Origin of the sequence: Pedobacter lusitanus (assembly GCF_040026395.1) — a bacterium.
In the GTDB taxonomy this organism is placed as follows: domain Bacteria; phylum Bacteroidota; class Bacteroidia; order Sphingobacteriales; family Sphingobacteriaceae; genus Pedobacter; species Pedobacter lusitanus.
The window spans coordinates 4,802,834-4,819,643 of the sequence record NZ_CP157278.1; the positions used below are offsets into that span (position 1 = coordinate 4,802,834).

The following is a 16,810-nucleotide window of genomic DNA, read 5'->3' on the forward strand; positions in this document are numbered from 1 at the left end:
CAGGAAAAATAAGATTAGATAATTCGACAAATAAATATAGTTATGGGCAAAGAAAAAACCACCGTTCAGTCTCCAATAGTAGTGGGGTTGGACATCGGTACCACAAAAATCTGTGTGATAGTTGGTCGCAGAACACAGCATGACAAAATTGAGGTTTTGGGTATTGGGAAAGCAGAGTCTGCGGGTGTTACCCGTGGTGTGGTTTCCAACATACAAAAAACTGTACAGGGTATTTCACAGGCGGTTGAACTGGCAAGTGGTCAGTCCAATGTAGAAGTACGTGTAGTAAACGTAGGTATTGCAGGTCAGCATATCAAAAGTTTGCAGCACCGTGGAATCCTGACCAGAAGGGAACTTAATAATGAGATCAGTAAAAAAGATCTGGATAAGTTGATTGATGATATGTTCAAACTGGTTATGCCCCCGGGAGAAGAAATCATTCATGTACTGCCACAGGAATTTACTGTCGATAATGAGCCTGGTGTAAAAGATCCGATCGGTATGGCCGGAGTTCGTTTAGAAGCGAATTTCCATATTATTTCAGGTCAGGTAACAGCTGTGAAAAACATCATGAGATGTGTGACAAATGCTGGTTTACAGACTCAGGAATTGATTTTAGAGCCCCTGGCTTCTTCTGAATCGGTATTGAGTGATGAAGAAAAAGAAGCTGGTATCGCTTTGGTTGATATCGGTGGTGGCACTACCGATATTGCTATCTTCCATGAGGGTATTATCCGTCATACTGCGGTTATTCCTTTTGGTGGAAATAGTGTAACTGAAGATATTCGTGAAGGCTGTTCTGTCATGAGAAATCAGGCTGAACTGTTGAAAACACGTTTTGGTTCTGCTTTAGCTGAAGAAAATAAAGAAAATGAAATTATTTGTGTACCTGGTCTGCGTGGCAGGGAACCAAAAGAAATTTCTGTAAAAAACCTAGCTTATGTGATCCAGGCCCGTATGGAAGAAATCATAGAGCATGTTTATTACGAAATCAAATCTTCTGGTTATGAGAAAAAACTAATCGGTGGTGTAGTGATTACCGGTGGTGGAGCGTTATTAAAACATCTTTCTCAACTGGTTGAATATGTAACAGGACTGGATTGTCGTGTGGGTTATCCGAATGAACATTTGTCGAAATATGAGGATATGCCCAAGACCATTTATGATGACCTGAAAAGCCCGATGTATGCGACCAGTGTCGGCTTGCTGATTAAAGGAATTCAAAAAGCTGAAGAGCTGATTGAAGAGTTAAAACAGCCAGGTATTTATGTGGAAAGACCAGCAGTTGTTAAGGATAAAGTGAAGCGCCCGGGTGGTGGATTATTTGATAAATTATTAGCAAAGACTAAGGATTTCATCAAAGACGACATGAACGTAAGCGATGAGGATTATATAAAACCGTAATAATTATCCACAATAAACGATTTTTCCACATTTTAAACACTTGTGGAAAACGTGTGTTGAAAAAGTGTTAATATTACAATGAGAGATGAACAGGTAAAACCAATTTTTAAGTAACTGATTCATAAATATATGTATTTTGAAATGTTAAAAGATAAGTCATCAATCATCAAGGTAATTGGTGTTGGTGGCGGTGGTGGTAATGCGGTTAACCATATGTACCGTCAAGGAATTGCAGGTGTAGACTTTATAATCTGTAACACTGATGCTCAGGCATTGGAGTTCAGCCCTATACCTAATAAAGTACAACTTGGTGCAAGTTTAACCGAAGGAATGGGTGCAGGCTCAATTCCGGAAGTGGGGAAAAATTCGGCTATTGAAAATATAGACGATATCAAAAGCATGTTAGGCAGTACTACAAAAATGCTGTTTATTACTGCTGGTATGGGTGGTGGTACAGGAACAGGTGCCAGTCCAATCATTGCGCAGGCAGCGAAGGAACTGGACATTTTAACTGTCGCTATCATTACCACTCCTTTCTCTTTCGAAGGTAAAAGACGTAAAATGCAGGCGGAAGATGGTCTGGACGAACTGAAGAAATATGTAGATTCTTATCTGGTTATTTCGAATGATCGTTTACGTGAAATATTCGGGAACCTTACTCTGGGTTCTGCTTTTGCACAGGCAGATGATATTCTGACAACTGCTGCCAAAGGTATTGCTGAAATCATAACTGTTCCCGGTTATATCAACGTGGATTTTAAAGATGTGCGTACGGTAATGAAGGACAGCGGTGTTTCTATCATGGGTAGTTTTGCCTGTGAAGGAGAAAACCGTGCATTAAGCGCTGTAGAAGGTGCTCTTGCTTCTCCATTGCTGAAAGATAATGAGATTGAAGGTGCAAGATATATTCTGCTGAACATCAGCTCAGGCTTAAAAGAGGTTACAATGGATGAAGTAGCTATTATCACTGATTATATTCAGGATAAAGCTGGTTTAACGGCAGATCTGATCTGGGGTAACTGTATTGATGAGAACCTTGGAGAAAAGATTTCTGTTACAATTATTGCTACAGGATTCCAGACTACTGAACAGCGTGCTCATGACAAAAAGAATGTAAAGAAAATTTCTTTACTGACTCCTGAAGAAGCTCCTTTGGTAAAACCATTGGAACCGGTTAACTCTTTTATTGAACCAAAAGCTGGTGCTTATACGAATGAGCCTGTAATGAAACTGAAAGATGATCTGAAACAATCAGATCTTTTTGGGGACATGTACAGTGGAAGTAAAAACAGAAGAGATGATGCCGATAGTGGCATTATCAGACATACGCTGGTAGAAGAAGAATCTACCCCGGCTGAAAACAAACAGGAAGCAGGAATAGACTTTGAATTAAAAGTGTCAGAAACTGACTTTGTTTTTGAAACACCTAAATCAAACTATATTGAGCCTGCAGCTGCGCAACAGCAGGAGGAAATTGTTGTTCCTGGTCTGGATGATGATAAAAGTGACGAATCTATTGAAGATCAGTTGAAGAAATCAAAGGAACGTATTATGAGGCTTAAAGATCTGAGCATGAAATTACGTACCACCAACGGATTACAGGAACTTGAAAATGAGCCTGCTTATAAACGTAAGCAAACCCAGTTACAACAGGTTCAGCATTCTTCAGAATCGCAGGTATCAAGATTTACTTTGAGCAATGATGAAGAGGGAGGAACTGAGATCCGACCTAATAATTCATTCCTTCACGATAATGTTGATTAATCAGCCAGTATAAAAAAAATAATAAAAAGCCTTAACAACCCCATGTTAAGGCTTTTTTGGCATAATAATCGTATGCATGTCAGCAAGATTGCCGGTTTTTGGCCAATCTTGTATTTCAGCCTTAGAAAGCTTAAATTTGCATAAAATATAAAGACAACTTAAATACAGATACATTGGATATTTTTGAAAAGATAGCAAAGCATATGGGCCCGCTTGGGCAACACCAAAAATGGTCACATGGATATTTTTCCTTTCCAAAATTAGAAGGTGCGATTGCACCACATATGAATTTTCGTGGTAAAGAACATTTGGTCTGGAGCTTAAATAATTATCTTGGATTAGCGAATCACCCGGAAGTAAGAGAAGCTGACTCAAAAGGAGCTGCAGATTTTGGTATGGCTTACCCGATGGGTGCCAGAATGATGTCTGGAAACTCTAAATATCATGAGCAATTAGAACAGGAGCTGGCAGAATTTGTTGGTAAGCCTGATGCATTCCTGCTTAACTACGGTTACCAGGGTATGTTATCTATCATTGATTGTCTTGTTGACAGAAATGATGTTATTGTTTATGATGGAGAATGTCACGCCTGTATTATTGATGGTTTACGTCTGCATTTAGGTAAACGTTTTGTTTATAAACATAATGATATAGAGAGTGCCCGCAAACAGCTTGAGCGTGCTACAAAACTGGTAGAGAATACAGGAGGTGGAATCCTTGTAATTACTGAAGGTGTTTTTGGTATGTCAGGTGCACAGGGAAAATTAAAGGAAATTATTGAACTGAAAAAAGACTTCAATTTCCGTTTGTTAATTGATGATGCGCATGGATTTGGTACGATGGGTAAAACCGGTGCCGGAACACATGAAGAACAGGATTGTATTGAGGGAGTAGATATCTATTTCGGCACATTTGCAAAGTCAATGGCCGGAATTGGTGCTTTTGTTGCTTCATCAGAAGAAATCACTAATTTCTTCCGTTATAATATGCGTTCCCAGACTTTTGCCAAAGCATTACCAATGCCAATGGTAATTGGTTTGCTTAAGCGTTTAGAATTGCTGAAAAACAATCCTGAATTAAGAGAGAAACTCTGGAACATTGCTACTACCCTGCAAAAAGGATTAAGAGCACGCGGATTTGATCTGGGTATTACCAATACTATGGTTACGCCGGTATTTTTAAAAGGAGAGTTATTACAGGCAACAGCATTGACTATGGATCTTCGTGAGAACTATAGCATCTTCTGTTCTATCGTTGTGTATCCGGTTATTCCTAAGGGCTTAATTGAGCTTAGACTGATACCAACTGCCATGCATACACTGGAAGATGTTGAGCGTACGCTGGAGGCCTTCAGTGAGGTCTCAGAAAAACTGAAAAGTGGTTATTATAATGATAATAAATTCAGTCCTGAATAGGCTGATTAACGTTCATAAAAAACGCTCTTTACTACATGTAAAGGGCATTTTTTATTTTTCTTGTTTTGTATATGTCTGTTTTTCAGTGAAATATCTTTGGTTTTTTGCTTAATTTGTGAATAACCATGCTTTTTGTGGATAAAAACACGGTTTTATCGTTTTTAATTGTATTGGTAATTTTTCATTTATTAGAATAAACCGCTTACATTAGTAATTGAGTATTAATCAAACCTAATCAATAAACCAAAAGGTAATTAGAACATGAAAAAATTTGATGAGTTAAAGAAACTTGTTACCACATTAGAAACTGATGCAGACAAGTTTTACAACAAAGCCAACAGTGCAGCCGGAACACGTGTCCGCAAAGGAATGCAGGATCTTAAAAATATAGCGCAGGCTATTCGTTTGGAGATTCAGGAAACCAAAAACAAAGAGGCTTAAACCAATTTCTTGTTTTCAATTTATAGCGCCCCGGTAGTACCGGGGCGTTTTTTTATGGATCAGCTATATAATCTGAACTTAACAGATCTAGTTACTGAATTGCTTGATTTGAGTGCTGATCAACTGAGTAAGACGGTCTGAAGCAGATACTAACGGCAGACGCACGTGATCGCCACAAACATTATAATATTTTAAAGCAGCTTTTATTCCTGCAGGGTTACCTTCTTCAAATGCTAATCTGGTAAACTCTACTGTTTTCAGATGAAGTGCCTGAGCTCCTTTAAAGTCACCTTTAAGACATAGTCTGATCATTTCAGAGAATAACAATGGAATAGCATTTCCAACTACAGAAATTACGCCCACTGCACCAAGTGCAATCATTGGTAAAGCAACAGGATCATCACCCGAAATCAACAGGAAACCGGCAGGCTTGTCTCTCATAATCTGATTGAACTGATCGAAGCTTCCGGAAGCTTCTTTGGTGCCGATGATGTTTTTGCAGTCTGTTGCCAGACGACAGGTCGTTTCTGAGCTCATATTACTTGCTGTACGGCCCGGAACGTTGTAAAGCATTATAGATAGGTCTGTAGACTCACTGATCGCTTTATAGTGCTGATATATGCCTTCCTGTGTAGGCTTGTTGTAGTATGGGCTTACTGAAAGTATAGCATCATATCCTGTACTGTCAAAGGTTTTGATTTCCTGTACAACTTCTGCTGTATTGTTACCGCCGATACCTGCAATCAATGGTAATCTGCCATTATTTATTTCTGCTGTGAATGCCCAGATCTTCTTCTTTTCGTCCTTATTGAGTGTTGCTGTTTCACCTGTAGTACCTAATGATACCAGGTATTCTACTTTTCCATCGATCTGGTAGTTGATCAGTTTTGCTAAACTGTCATAGTCTACAGATCCGTCTGCGTTAAATGGTGTAACAAGAGCTACACCCGTTCCATGAAATTTGTTCATTTTTTTAATCTTTATTCAACATCTCTAATAAGTCGTTCTCTGAAATCAGGGGAACATTCAGTTTTTGGGCTTTCTCTAATTTTGATGGGCCCATGTTATCACCTGCAAGCAGGTAATTCAGTTTGGCAGAAATACCGCTTAATATCTTTCCGCCATTGTTTTCAATCATGTCTTTCAGCTCTTCTCTGCTGTATTGTTCAAAAACCCCCGAAATTACGAATGTTTTTCCGGTTAATTTGTCACTGTCAAGTGTAATTACAGTATTAATAGTCTCAAACTGTAGTTCATATGACTTTAAGAGGTTAATCTGATCAATATGTGCCTGTTTACTGAAGTATTCTGTAATGCTTTCTGCAATCCGGCCTCCGATTTCATCTATTGCTGTTAATTCTTCCTGTGTAGCAGCAATCAAACGGTCAATATTACCTGTTCCAATGGCCAGTTTTTTAGCTACTGTTTCACCTACATATCTGATCCCAAGACCAAAAAGAACCTTTTCAAAAGGCATTTGCTTAGACAGTTCTATACCTTTCAGCATATTCTCGATAGAACGCTCTCCGAATCTTTCTATGTTTTTCAGCTCTTCAGCCTTGTCTTTTAAGGTATACAGGTCACTGATATGACCCAGTAAACCTTTGTGGTAAAATGATTCTATGGTTTCATCCCCAAGACCGTCAATGTTCATGGCTTTTCTGGAAATGAAATGCTGAATTTTACCTACTATCTGCGGTCTGCAGCCTTCATCATTCAGACAGTAAAATGCAACTTCACCTTCTTTACGAACCAGGGTCGTACCACATTCAGGGCATATTACAGGGTAAATAACTTTTTGGGCACCCTCTTTTCTCTGCGCGAGATTGACTTCGATGATTTTAGGGATAATCTCACCTCCTTTTTCTACAAAAACACTGTCCCCAACATGGAGATCCAGTCTTTCAATCTCATTGGCATTATGCAATGTGGCACGTTTTACTGTTGTCCCGGCTAATTGTACAGGCTTTAAGTTAGCCACAGGGGTAACTGCTCCGGTACGTCCAACCTGATAACTCACACTTTCAAGGATAGTCTCTACTTCCTGTGCCTTATATTTATAGGAAATTGCCCAGCGCGGAGATTTTGCCGTAAAACCTAATTCCTGCTGCTGAGTAAAACTGTTGACTTTAATAACAATTCCATCAATGTCATAGCTGAGTTTAAAACGCTGATTTTCCCAGTAATGGATAAATTCGAGAACCTCTTCAATGTTATTACTCAGTCTGGTATGTTCGGATACGTGGAAACCCCATTTTTTGAGCTCCTGCAGACTCTCCCAGTGTGTTTTGAAATACTCTTTTTCTGTGTGCAGAGAGTAAAAGAAAGCATCCAGCGGCCTTTTGGCTACTTCTTTAGGATCCTGCATTTTTATCGTGCCTGATGCAAAGTTGCGGGGATTGGCATATGGTACTTCTCCCAGCTCTTCTCTTTCTTTATTCAGTCTTTCAAAAGCTGCACTATGCATTAAGATTTCCCCTCTGATTTCAAACAATTGAGGGGTATCTGCTTTTTTTAAATGATGGGGGATATTACTGATTGTTTTTACGTTGGCAGTTACATCGTCCCCCTTGGTTCCGTCTCCACGGGTAACAGCTCTTAAAAGCTGGTTATCCTGATAAGTAAGACTGATTGAAAGTCCGTCAAACTTCAGTTCACATACATATTCAAAATTATCACCGATTGATTTTTTGATGCGCTCATCAAAATCACGCAGATCCTGCTCATTATAGGTATTACCCAGTGAAAGCATAGGCCATCTGTGTTTCACTGTCACGAAGTTTTTGGTGATATCTCCTCCAACTTTTAAAGTTGGGGAATCGGGATCGGCAAATTCGGGATGCTCTTTTTCCAGCTTTGCCAGTTCTTCCAGTTTCTTGTCAAACTCGTAATCGGCAATGGTTGGCATAGCCAGTACATAATAATTATAACTGTGTTGGTTAAGCTCATTAACCAAGGCGTCCATAGTGTCTTTAATAGTGGATTGCGACATAAGGCGAAGGTACTAAATTTTAGAAATTTTGCTTATCGAGTTCCTCATTTATCTGGTTAAATATGGTCATAAAACCTTGTTTATCCAGCTGCTGTTTAAATTCTCCGAGCTTCAGTGTTAAGGTTTGTAACTGCTCTTCCTGAAATGGATTATTCCATAACCGCATACATATCCGGTTCAATGCATAGGTTATATTCTCTATCTGTTCATAACTGAAAAGGTATTCACTGGAAATGAAGTTGTCAAGAAAATGATCAAACCGTTTCTGATCAGGAAGTCCGGCATACTTTAAAAAACCAGCCAGGGATGGGGTATGTGCATTATTAAGCTGCTGATAAAAGTGAGCAGTGTCTACGATTCCCTGGGTTAAAAGTAAATGATCAAGGATGAGCTCAAGTCCTATATGTGCTAAAAAGAAAGGTTTTACCGGGCCAGTCTGTAAAGCTGGTAAAATCAGTTGTTTAAGCAGTGCAGTCTGTTCTTTGAAAAATAGGGAAGAGTGAAATATACGGTCTACTTCCAGATGTCTTTTCCATCCGCTGAGTAATGCGGCATATTCTGGTACATCTCTGAAAAGATACTCGTCTTTTTGAGGATTCAGATTCCAGTCTTTATCTGCATTTTTAATCAGATCTGGCAATACCACACCCATCACCATATAATCACTGGAGTTTTGCCGTTCAAAATAAAAGTGCGAAAGAAAGTTCATTGCTTTAAAAATAGAGTTTTTTTAATGAGGCATTGTGGGAAATAGTCAAAATAACCCGTAATTATTTAAACCTGACAAGAATCTGTCCAAGATGATATTTAATTATCATCTTATAAATTTAAACGGTTTCTTATCTTTGGCGAAATTATAAAGCGATGACCAATTTTGTTGATGAATTAAGATGGAGAGGCATGTTACATGATATCATGCCCAATGCAGAAGATAAATTAAATGAGGGCATGTGCTCAGGTTATATTGGTTTTGATCCTACAGCAGATTCTTTACATGTTGGTCACCTGACACAAATCATGACGTTAATCCACTTTCAGCGTGCAGGACATAAACCATATGCACTTGTTGGCGGAGCTACAGGTATGGTTGGTGATCCATCGGGAAAGTCTGAGGAAAGAAACCTACTGACCGAAGAAACGCTGGCTCATAACCTGGATGGTATTAAAAAACAATTAAATCAGTTTTTAAACTTTAGCACTGAGGGTAATGGCGCTGTAATGGTTAATAATGCAGACTGGTTTAAAGGGTTTAGTTTCCTTGATTTTATCAGAGATGTAGGTAAACATATCACAGTGAACTATATGATGGCCAAAGACAGTGTTAAAAAACGTCTTGAAGGTGATACTGGTATGTCTTTTACAGAATTCAGTTACCAGCTGATCCAGGGCTATGACTTCTATTATTTATGGAAAAATAACAACTGTACGATACAGATGGGTGGTTCTGATCAATGGGGTAATATTGTAACCGGAACAGAATTTATCAGAAGAAAAGACAGGGGAACTGCTTATGGACTGACTACACAACTGATCAAAAAATCAGACGGTACCAAATTTGGAAAGACCGAAAGTGGTGCAATTTGGCTGGACCCTGAAAAAACTTCTCCTTATAAATATTACCAGTTCTGGTTAAATGCAACTGATTCTGATGCCAGAGCATGGATACGTATCTTTACTTTACTGACCCAACAGGAGCTGGAGAAACTGGAAGCAGAACATGATGCAGCACCGCATTTAAGAATTTTACAGAAAGCTCTTGCAACTGATATTACCATCAGAACGCATTCTGAAGCGGCTTTGGAAACGGCTGTGAAAACTTCAGAATTCTTGTTCGGTAATGGTTCTCTGTCGTTTTTGGAAAGCCTGAGCCCTGCTCATATCCTGGAGATATTTGAAGGTGTACCACAGTTTGCTATAAGCCGCGAAGAACTGGCTGCAGGTATTGACGTAGCTACTTTACTGGCAGAAAAAACTACCGTATTCCCTTCGAAAGGAGAGGTGAAGAAAACGATCCAGGGTGGTGGACTAAGTATTAACAAAGAAAAAGTAGCCGAGGTTACTGCCAGCTATACTGCCAGCAACCTGATTAACGGCCAATATATTATCGTTCAGAAAGGTAAAAAGAATTATTTCCTGTTAATAGCAGAATAATTACTGAACCAGCAGGTTACAGCCTCTGATGTCCGCATTGTCAAAACGGCCAAGTACTTCAAAGGAACCGCCAGGCAATAACCGGCCCAGATCCTGAGTAGCGATAAATGAACAGGAGTTGATATTTGCCAGATCAATGATATTTATTCCTCCTGTCTGATTAGAATTGAGGAGTGTTAGGGGATCATTTGTGTCCCTTAACACAATCTTCATCCAGTTAGGGCAATCAAATACACCATTGCCTGATGAATAAGCTTGTGAAAGTAATTCTGTCATTCCGTATTCGCTGTGAATGGCATCAACACCAAATCCGCTTTTCAGTATTTCATGTAATTCTTCCCTGACCATTTCTTTTCTTTTTCCTTTCATTCCTCCGGTTTCCATTACAATCAGTTCAGGGAAATCCAACTGATAAAGCTCCAGGAAATCCAGCAGAGCATAGGTGACACCAATTAAAATGGTTTTCTGTCCAGCCGCTTTTAAAGCTGATAATTTATTAAAAAGGTCTTCATGATTATGCAGGAAATAGCCACTGTCAGGATGTTTACTCTGATTCAGCAGGGCATCAATCATATAAATAAGTGAAGAACCATCTCTTTCCAGGTATGACGGAAGCAAAGCCAGCAGGCAGGTATCTGCTACTTTACCATAGAATTGCTCAAAGGCTTTGTTAAAGCTATCTTCATATACTTTGAGGTCAGTAACCAGATGTTTGCTCTGTATCTGTCCTGTAGTACCGGAACTACTGAAAACAATCTCTTCCGGATCAGTATTGCTAACTACACGGTGGCTTTTGAAAAAACTGATTGGCAGATACGGGATTTCTGTAACCTGGGTTATCTGAGCTGTTTTTATGTTCAGGTTTGTTATAAACTGACGATAAGGGATACAAAATTCCGCCTGATATTTAAAGACAGCTAAGGCAGCATCATTAAATTCTTGTTCATTGCGGATAGAAAATATTTGAGGAATTAAAGCTTTCACGTGACAAAAATACACAAACTGATTATTAGATGGATTTTTAACAGGGTCTTAATTTTCTGTATTTATTTTTTTATCAGTACAGCTTTTCTGAACTGATAACCACAAAAACCACTTATTGCTGCTACAAATCCGCCTAAAAGTGCAGAGACTGCCAGAATTAACCACCAGCCATGAAGGCCAAACATTTCTGCAATACGGGAAACGAGCAGATTATGGTTAGGCAGACTTTGATAAAGAGCTACTCCTGTCCACAATAAAAGAATAGCAAAAAAAGGTTGCCAAATGGATAATTTTGCAGTTTTACCAATCAGTCCGCAGGTAGCAAACGAAATAATAACAATGATCCACCAGGGTAAAACCAATTGTAATAGAAAAGAGGCGATAAGTATAACGAGAAATACCATGAGCTATTTTTTAGAAATTTTTAAATGAGAAAGAACTTTACCTTGTTTATCATCTGCTGATTGCATCAGATAGAGATCATATAATTTACCGTCAGCCCAGGTATTAATCATATCATCATAGAAAAAACTGCCCGGATTACCAGACTGACCGCCAGGATAAACCCCATGGCCTTTTGGTGTCTTTCCAAGCTCAACAATCATTCTCCATGATGGTCCGTTGGTTTCGCCTAAAGCATTGATTGTACTTTTAGCCCCGCCAATCATCAGTGTTTCTGAACCCAGACCCGGGATTTTTGCCAGATGCGGCACGTGTGTCTGTTTCACATTGGCCCATTGCCAGTTTTTGCCAATCGGCCCGTATTTCTTTTCCAGACTGTCACAGGCGTATTTAAAAGCTTCATTAACCAGGTCGTTTAATGTTTCTTTCTGAGGTGTGTTGACATTATCAAACCATTTGGACCCCGGATCTTTTAAAATTAATTCTGTGGTTCTGTCTTTTGAAGGATAACGCATCGGAACAGAGGCGATAGTAAATTCATCATCCCAGATGTCAAAAAACAAACGTTTAGTCCACAGGTCAAAAATACTGCCTGCTATTGCCTTTGCTGAAAAGAATTTGTTCCACTTAGCTGTAAGCTCCAGTGCTTCTTTCTGAGTAGCATTTAATTTTGCAGGATCCACTTTGGCTATCAGGGCAGGCAGCAGATTCTGTGCAAGGATACTATAGCTATCGCTCTGCATGATCCTGATACTGTCGGCAGTTGCTCCGGTCATTGCTTTTAGTCTGTCATTGATTCTCTTGCCTCTTTCATAAGAACCGAATTCCCAGTTGATATAATAGGGATAGGTAGGATCTGTAGAGGATTGATTGGCAGAGCTGACGAAGTTTCTTTCGGGATTTTTAACAGTGGGATTCTGTGCTGCCGGTATCCATCCCTGCCAGTCATTTTTAGGATCAGATCCGTCCAGGATAAATTTACCCTGATCTTTCCATTTTAAAGGGAATTTTCCATTAGCAGTAATGGCTATATCGTTCGCTGAAGAAGCAAAAATAAAGTTCTGTGCAGGAGCTGAGTAGTAAGTTAAAGCTTTGCGGTAATCTGCATAGTTTTTTCCTCTGTTGAGTTCATAAAAAGTCCTCAGCTCATTTGATTTATCGTGAGCTATCCAGCGCAGTGCATGTCCGAGAGGAACATTATCGGCCATATTAAGTCTCTTAGGTTTCTGAAAATAAACAACGGGTCCGTGATGGGTATAGTAGACTGTGTCAATTTCGTTTTTCGCTCCTCTGATTTTGATGGTTTCCAGTCTGGTGGTTGTGTTTTTCCATGCGTTGTTATATTTATATTGATGATGGGTGTTGTCTTTAAACTGAATCTGATAGAAGTCGAGTACATCTGCGGCAACATTAGTCACTCCCCAGGCAATATCTTTGTTGAAACCAATTGTAATACCTGGTGCGCCTGGTAAGGAGACACCGTAAGCATTTAATCCCGGGGCATTTAACTGAATCTGGTACCAAATTGAAGGCAGTGTTAAATTGAGATGCGGATCGTTGGCCAGTATTGGATAACCAGAAGCAGTCTTTGCACCTGATAAAGCCCAGTTATTGCTGCCAATACCGTCTTCAAGTACTTTAGTTTTGACTTTACCTGTAGTGCTTTCTGTAAAAGAGGCAGGAGCCTGAGGTATCTGCAAGGGTTTAAAATCCCATTTTGTACCCACAGGGATAATCGGGTCTTCACGGAAAGGATAATCAGGAAAGAGGTTCGCAGTTACTTCCGGGCCATATTTTTTCATGATATTACTCATATAGAATTCATCAGAACCCATTGCCAAGACTGCAGACATCTGTTTAAGCAGTAATGCACATTTTAGCGGAGTCCAGTCTTCGGGAGTAAAATCCAGTATTTTATATTCCAGTGGAAGCTGTGAACTGGAAAGAGAATGGATATAATCATTGATTCCATCTGTATAAGCTTCGATCATTGCTTTTGACTTAGGATCTTCCATCATTCCTTTCAAGGAGTTCTCAGCGCCATAAACCATACCCATACGGCGCTGGTATCTGTCCAGCTCTATGGCTTTGGCGCCTACAACTTCGGATAGTCTGCCGGCAGCATAGCGGGTCTGGAAATCCATCTGCCATAAGCGGTTCATTGCTGTGATATAACCCTGGGTATAATAGACATCATGATCATTTTTAGCAAAAATATGAGGGATCATACGGTCATCAAAAATAACATCAACATTCTCGAGTGTCTTTTTTAATTTTAATCCGCTTTGTCTGGAGATACTCATTTTTTCTGCATTCTGCCAAAAACCCGTAAATGGGTTAAGAAACTTTAAAAGAGGGGGAAGACTTCCAAACTTTGTATTTAAAACAAAGGCTAATAGTATAGGTGTAATGACGCAGATTAATGCTTTGAATTTGTTCCTCATATGAATTGCATTGCCGGTTAAAGGTTTTTCATGATCATGGTATTCTACGGCAATTTAATATAAAACTGGATTGATTACTAATGTTGCACATTTTTATGTGGTTTATGTGAAGATAGCTCTGGCTTTGTCAAAGAAAAAGCTAAATAGATTCAGCAAAGCACATTGTAGGCTCAAAACTTTGAAATCCGCCATTAATTATATCTGAAAAGCCTTGTGTTTTGGCATAATAATTAACACTTTAGCTATAGCAACAAAGAATTTATTCAGACAAACAGATTACGGAAACCTTTTTATGGAAGAATTCGAAGAACAAGGAAACGAAATAAAGGACAACGATAATATTAAGGAAATAGTTGAAACTACGATTCAACATTTAAATAATCCGGTATTAGCCTTAAAACCGATAGTTAAGAAATATCTGACACATGTGCAGGAAGTACGTAAGGAAGGAAATAAATTTTTCTTTTCAGATGGCGAAGCGAGTGTAGAGGTAAGAGTGGTAAGTAACGAAATTATTCGTGTCAGACTTGCCCCGCACAGTGTATTCCTCGAAGAGTTCTCTTACGCTGTTCCGGTGGTAGATCAGAAAGTAAGTACTTTCAGCTTTGATGAACAGGAAGACTGTTATGCAATTTCTACCAATACCATTACCTGTAAAATCAGAAAAGCAGATTTTCATATCTCATTTATAGAGAACCTCTCACAAATTGTAATGAGTGAAGATGCATCTCCCATGCACTGGGAAGAAAATGCAGACTTTGGCGGATATTATGTTTTTGCAACCAAGAAATGTTTTCCTGAAGAAAACTTCTTTGGCCTGGGGGACAAGTCAGGAAATATGAATCTGAGAGGGCGTCATTTCCAGAACTGGAATACTGATGCTTATTCTTTTGGCTGGGATCAGGATCCGCTATACAGAACTATTCCTTTCTATACAGGTATTCATCAGAAATCTGCGTATGGTATTTTCTTTGATAATACCTTCCGCTCTTATTTTGATTTCGGAAAAGAAGACAATGAAAAGACCAGCTTCTGGTCGGACGGTGGTGAACTGCAATACTATTATATTCACGGACCACATATGATGGATGTGATTAAGCGTTACCAGAGTCTTACCGGAACACATCCTATGCCTCCGAAATGGGCTTTGGGTTATCATCAGTGCCGCTGGAGTTACTATCCTGAGACCAAGGTCAAAGCGGTAGCAGAAGGATTCCGATCCAGGGATATTCCTTGCGATGCGATTTACTTCGACATTGATTATATGGATGGTTACCGTTGTTTCACCTGGAATAAAAAGCATTTTCCTGATCCGAGGAAGATGATTAAGGAACTGGCTGATGACGGATTTAAAACAGTCGTTATGATTGATCCCGGTATTAAGGTTGATGATAACTACTGGGTCTTTAAAGAAGGAAAAGAAAATAATTATTTCTGCAGAAGGAGTGATGACTACTTTATGGAAGGTCATGTATGGCCGGGCAGATGTCAGTTTCCGGATTTTACTAATCCTACTGTAAGAGAGTGGTGGGGTGGTTTATACAAGGAACTTGTGGATATGGGAGTTGCAGGTGTATGGAACGATATGAATGAACCGGCAGTTTTCGGGGCAGGAACCTTTCCAAACGATGTGCGGCATAATTACGACGGACACAGGGGATCACACCGGAAAGCACATAATATTTACGGCATGCAAATGGTACGCTCCACTTATGACGGCCTGAAAAAGCTGATGCGTAATAAACGACCATTTACAATTACGCGTGCCGGATATGCCGGGATGCAGCGTTATGGTTGCGTCTGGACCGGAGATAATGTAGCCAGCTGGGAGCATTTGAAAATAGGAAATATACAATGTCAGCGGATGTCTGTGTCAGGGGTCCCTTTTTGCGGGACGGATATTGGTGGTTTTAGCGGAGAACCCGATGGAGAGTTATTTACCAGATGGATACAACTGGGCACTTTTTCTCCTTTCATGCGTGCACATTCTGCTGGAGATACTGCAGAAAGAGAACCATGGAGTTTTGGCGAACCTTATACAGCAATCAACCGTAAATTTATTGAGCTGAGGTATCGCTTAATGCCTTATCTGTATTCTGTGTTCTGGGAACATCATCGTTATGGTTTCCCGATTTTAAGACCTCTGGTTATGCTGGAGCAGGATAAAGTGAGTAATCATTTCAGACAGGATGAGTTTGCCTTTGGTGATAAAATCCTGGTGTGTCCGATGTTGGAACAGGGTGCAGTTTCAAGAACAGTTTATTTACCAAAAGGACAATGGTATAACTTCTGGACACATGAATTGCTAGCCGGTGAAAATGAACATTTAATAGATGCACCATTAGAAGATATGCCTATCTTCATCAAGGCAGGTGCTGTTATTCCGGAATATCCGGTAATGCAGTATGTGGGAGAGAAAAATGTTGATGAAGTACTGTTGAATATTTATTATGCGAATTATGAGGTCAATTCATTTTTCTTTGAAGATCATGGAGATACCTTTGCTTATGAGCAGGATATTTATTCTGAGAAGAAGTTTACGGTGAAAGGAAATGATCGCCGTTTGCTGATTCAGCAAAAACTGGAAGGCTTATATACACCGAATTATGAAACCTATAATTATAATCTGATCGGCATACCTTTCGGAATTAAGAAAGTGATTGTTGACGGACTGGAGATAAAGGATTATTATACAGACGACAGAAATTGTTTACGTTTTAAGACCAATAAGAACTTTTCTGTAATACAAATTCAGGGAGAATAAGGTTTGCTGTCTGAGTCTCTGTAAAGAAACCCAGATAGCTGATAACAAG

12 protein-coding genes are annotated in these 16,810 nt (G+C 39.4%); 6 read left to right on the plus strand and 6 right to left on the minus strand.

The genetic code is table 11. From position 1 onward, the window contains the following. Positions 1 to 42: 42 nt before the first annotated feature. The 4 genes from ftsA (at position 43) to PL_RS20565 (ending at position 5,024) form a co-directional block, all read left to right on the plus strand. A complete protein-coding gene (ftsA, locus tag PL_RS20550; protein WP_041883322.1) occupies positions 43 to 1,404 on the plus strand; it encodes a cell division protein FtsA in 1,362 nt (453 codons plus the stop codon). A gap of 129 nt (positions 1,405 to 1,533) precedes the next feature. Then, positions 1,534 to 3,168, plus strand: a complete 1,635-nt coding sequence (gene ftsZ / locus PL_RS20555; RefSeq protein WP_041883323.1) for a cell division protein FtsZ — start codon at positions 1,534 to 1,536, stop codon at positions 3,166 to 3,168. A 173-nt stretch (positions 3,169 to 3,341) separates the two neighbouring features. Beyond that, entirely contained in the window at positions 3,342 to 4,583 is a 1,242-nt protein-coding gene (locus tag PL_RS20560) for an aminotransferase class I/II-fold pyridoxal phosphate-dependent enzyme (protein WP_041883325.1), read from the plus strand. A 261-nt stretch (positions 4,584 to 4,844) separates the two neighbouring features. Continuing rightward, positions 4,845 to 5,024 carry a histone H1 gene (locus PL_RS20565; RefSeq protein ID WP_041883327.1) on the plus strand — a complete coding sequence of 60 codons (180 nt, stop codon included), beginning with the start codon at positions 4,845 to 4,847 and terminating at the stop codon, positions 5,022 to 5,024. Between the two features lie 87 nt (positions 5,025 to 5,111). Here PL_RS20565 and dapA read toward each other — a convergent pair whose 3' ends face one another. The 3 genes from dapA to PL_RS20580 are packed head-to-tail and all read right to left on the minus strand — an operon-like array spanning position 5,112 to position 8,725. Further along, the gene (dapA, locus tag PL_RS20570; RefSeq protein WP_041883329.1) at positions 5,112 to 5,993 is read right to left on the minus strand and encodes a 4-hydroxy-tetrahydrodipicolinate synthase; all 882 of its coding nucleotides are present in this window, start codon (positions 5,991 to 5,993) and stop codon (positions 5,112 to 5,114) included. 4 nt (positions 5,994 to 5,997) lie between these two features. Further along, positions 5,998 to 8,016: an NAD-dependent DNA ligase LigA gene (gene ligA / locus PL_RS20575; RefSeq protein WP_041883331.1), complete on the minus strand. Its 2,019-nt coding sequence runs from the start codon at positions 8,014 to 8,016 to the stop codon at positions 5,998 to 6,000. Positions 8,017 to 8,035: 19 nt separating this feature from the next. Further along, on the minus strand, positions 8,036 to 8,725 hold the full coding sequence (locus PL_RS20580; RefSeq protein WP_041883333.1) for an ACP phosphodiesterase: 690 nt from the start codon (positions 8,723 to 8,725) through the stop codon (positions 8,036 to 8,038). Positions 8,726 to 8,880: 155 nt separating this feature from the next. Here PL_RS20580 and tyrS point away from each other — a divergent pair, with 155 nt between their 5' ends. After that, positions 8,881 to 10,167: a tyrosine--tRNA ligase gene (gene tyrS, locus PL_RS20585; protein ID WP_041883334.1), complete on the plus strand. Its 1,287-nt coding sequence runs from the start codon at positions 8,881 to 8,883 to the stop codon at positions 10,165 to 10,167. Here tyrS and PL_RS20590 read toward each other — a convergent pair whose 3' ends face one another. The 3 genes from PL_RS20590 to PL_RS20600 form a co-directional block, all read right to left on the minus strand. Further along, the gene (locus PL_RS20590) at positions 10,168 to 11,151 is read right to left on the minus strand and encodes an acyl transferase (RefSeq protein WP_082035970.1); all 984 of its coding nucleotides are present in this window, start codon (positions 11,149 to 11,151) and stop codon (positions 10,168 to 10,170) included. A gap of 62 nt (positions 11,152 to 11,213) precedes the next feature. Then, a complete protein-coding gene (locus PL_RS20595) occupies positions 11,214 to 11,555 on the minus strand; it encodes a hypothetical protein (protein ID WP_041883335.1) in 342 nt (113 codons plus the stop codon). 3 nt (positions 11,556 to 11,558) lie between these two features. After that, complete coding sequence (locus PL_RS20600) at positions 11,559 to 13,997, minus strand: penicillin acylase family protein (protein ID WP_041883336.1); 2,439 nt, start codon at positions 13,995 to 13,997, stop codon at positions 11,559 to 11,561. 292 nt (positions 13,998 to 14,289) lie between these two features. Here PL_RS20600 and PL_RS20605 point away from each other — a divergent pair, with 292 nt between their 5' ends. Further along, complete coding sequence (locus PL_RS20605; RefSeq protein ID WP_041883338.1) at positions 14,290 to 16,761, plus strand: glycoside hydrolase family 31 protein; 2,472 nt, start codon at positions 14,290 to 14,292, stop codon at positions 16,759 to 16,761. The last annotated feature ends 49 nt before the right edge of the window (positions 16,762 to 16,810 follow it).

Excerpts from the sequence above, each read along its gene's own strand:
- PL_RS20595 (WP_041883335.1), bottom strand. The coding sequence starts at position 11,555 with ATGGTATTTCTCGTTATACTTATCGCCTCTTTTCTATTACAATTGGTT.
- PL_RS20605 (WP_041883338.1), top strand. The coding sequence starts at position 14,290 with ATGGAAGAATTCGAAGAACAAGGAAACGAAATAAAGGACAACGATAAT.
- ftsZ (WP_041883323.1), top strand. The coding sequence starts at position 1,534 with ATGTATTTTGAAATGTTAAAAGATAAGTCATCAATCATCAAGGTAATT.
- dapA (WP_041883329.1), bottom strand. The coding sequence starts at position 5,993 with ATGAACAAATTTCATGGAACGGGTGTAGCTCTTGTTACACCATTTAAC.
- ligA (WP_041883331.1), bottom strand. The coding sequence starts at position 8,016 with ATGTCGCAATCCACTATTAAAGACACTATGGACGCCTTGGTTAATGAG.
- PL_RS20600 (WP_041883336.1), bottom strand. The coding sequence starts at position 13,997 with ATGAGGAACAAATTCAAAGCATTAATCTGCGTCATTACACCTATACTA.
- PL_RS20580 (WP_041883333.1), bottom strand. The coding sequence starts at position 8,725 with ATGAACTTTCTTTCGCACTTTTATTTTGAACGGCAAAACTCCAGTGAT.
- ftsA (WP_041883322.1), top strand. The coding sequence starts at position 43 with ATGGGCAAAGAAAAAACCACCGTTCAGTCTCCAATAGTAGTGGGGTTG.
- PL_RS20565 (WP_041883327.1), top strand. The coding sequence starts at position 4,845 with ATGAAAAAATTTGATGAGTTAAAGAAACTTGTTACCACATTAGAAACT.
- tyrS (WP_041883334.1), top strand. The coding sequence starts at position 8,881 with ATGACCAATTTTGTTGATGAATTAAGATGGAGAGGCATGTTACATGAT.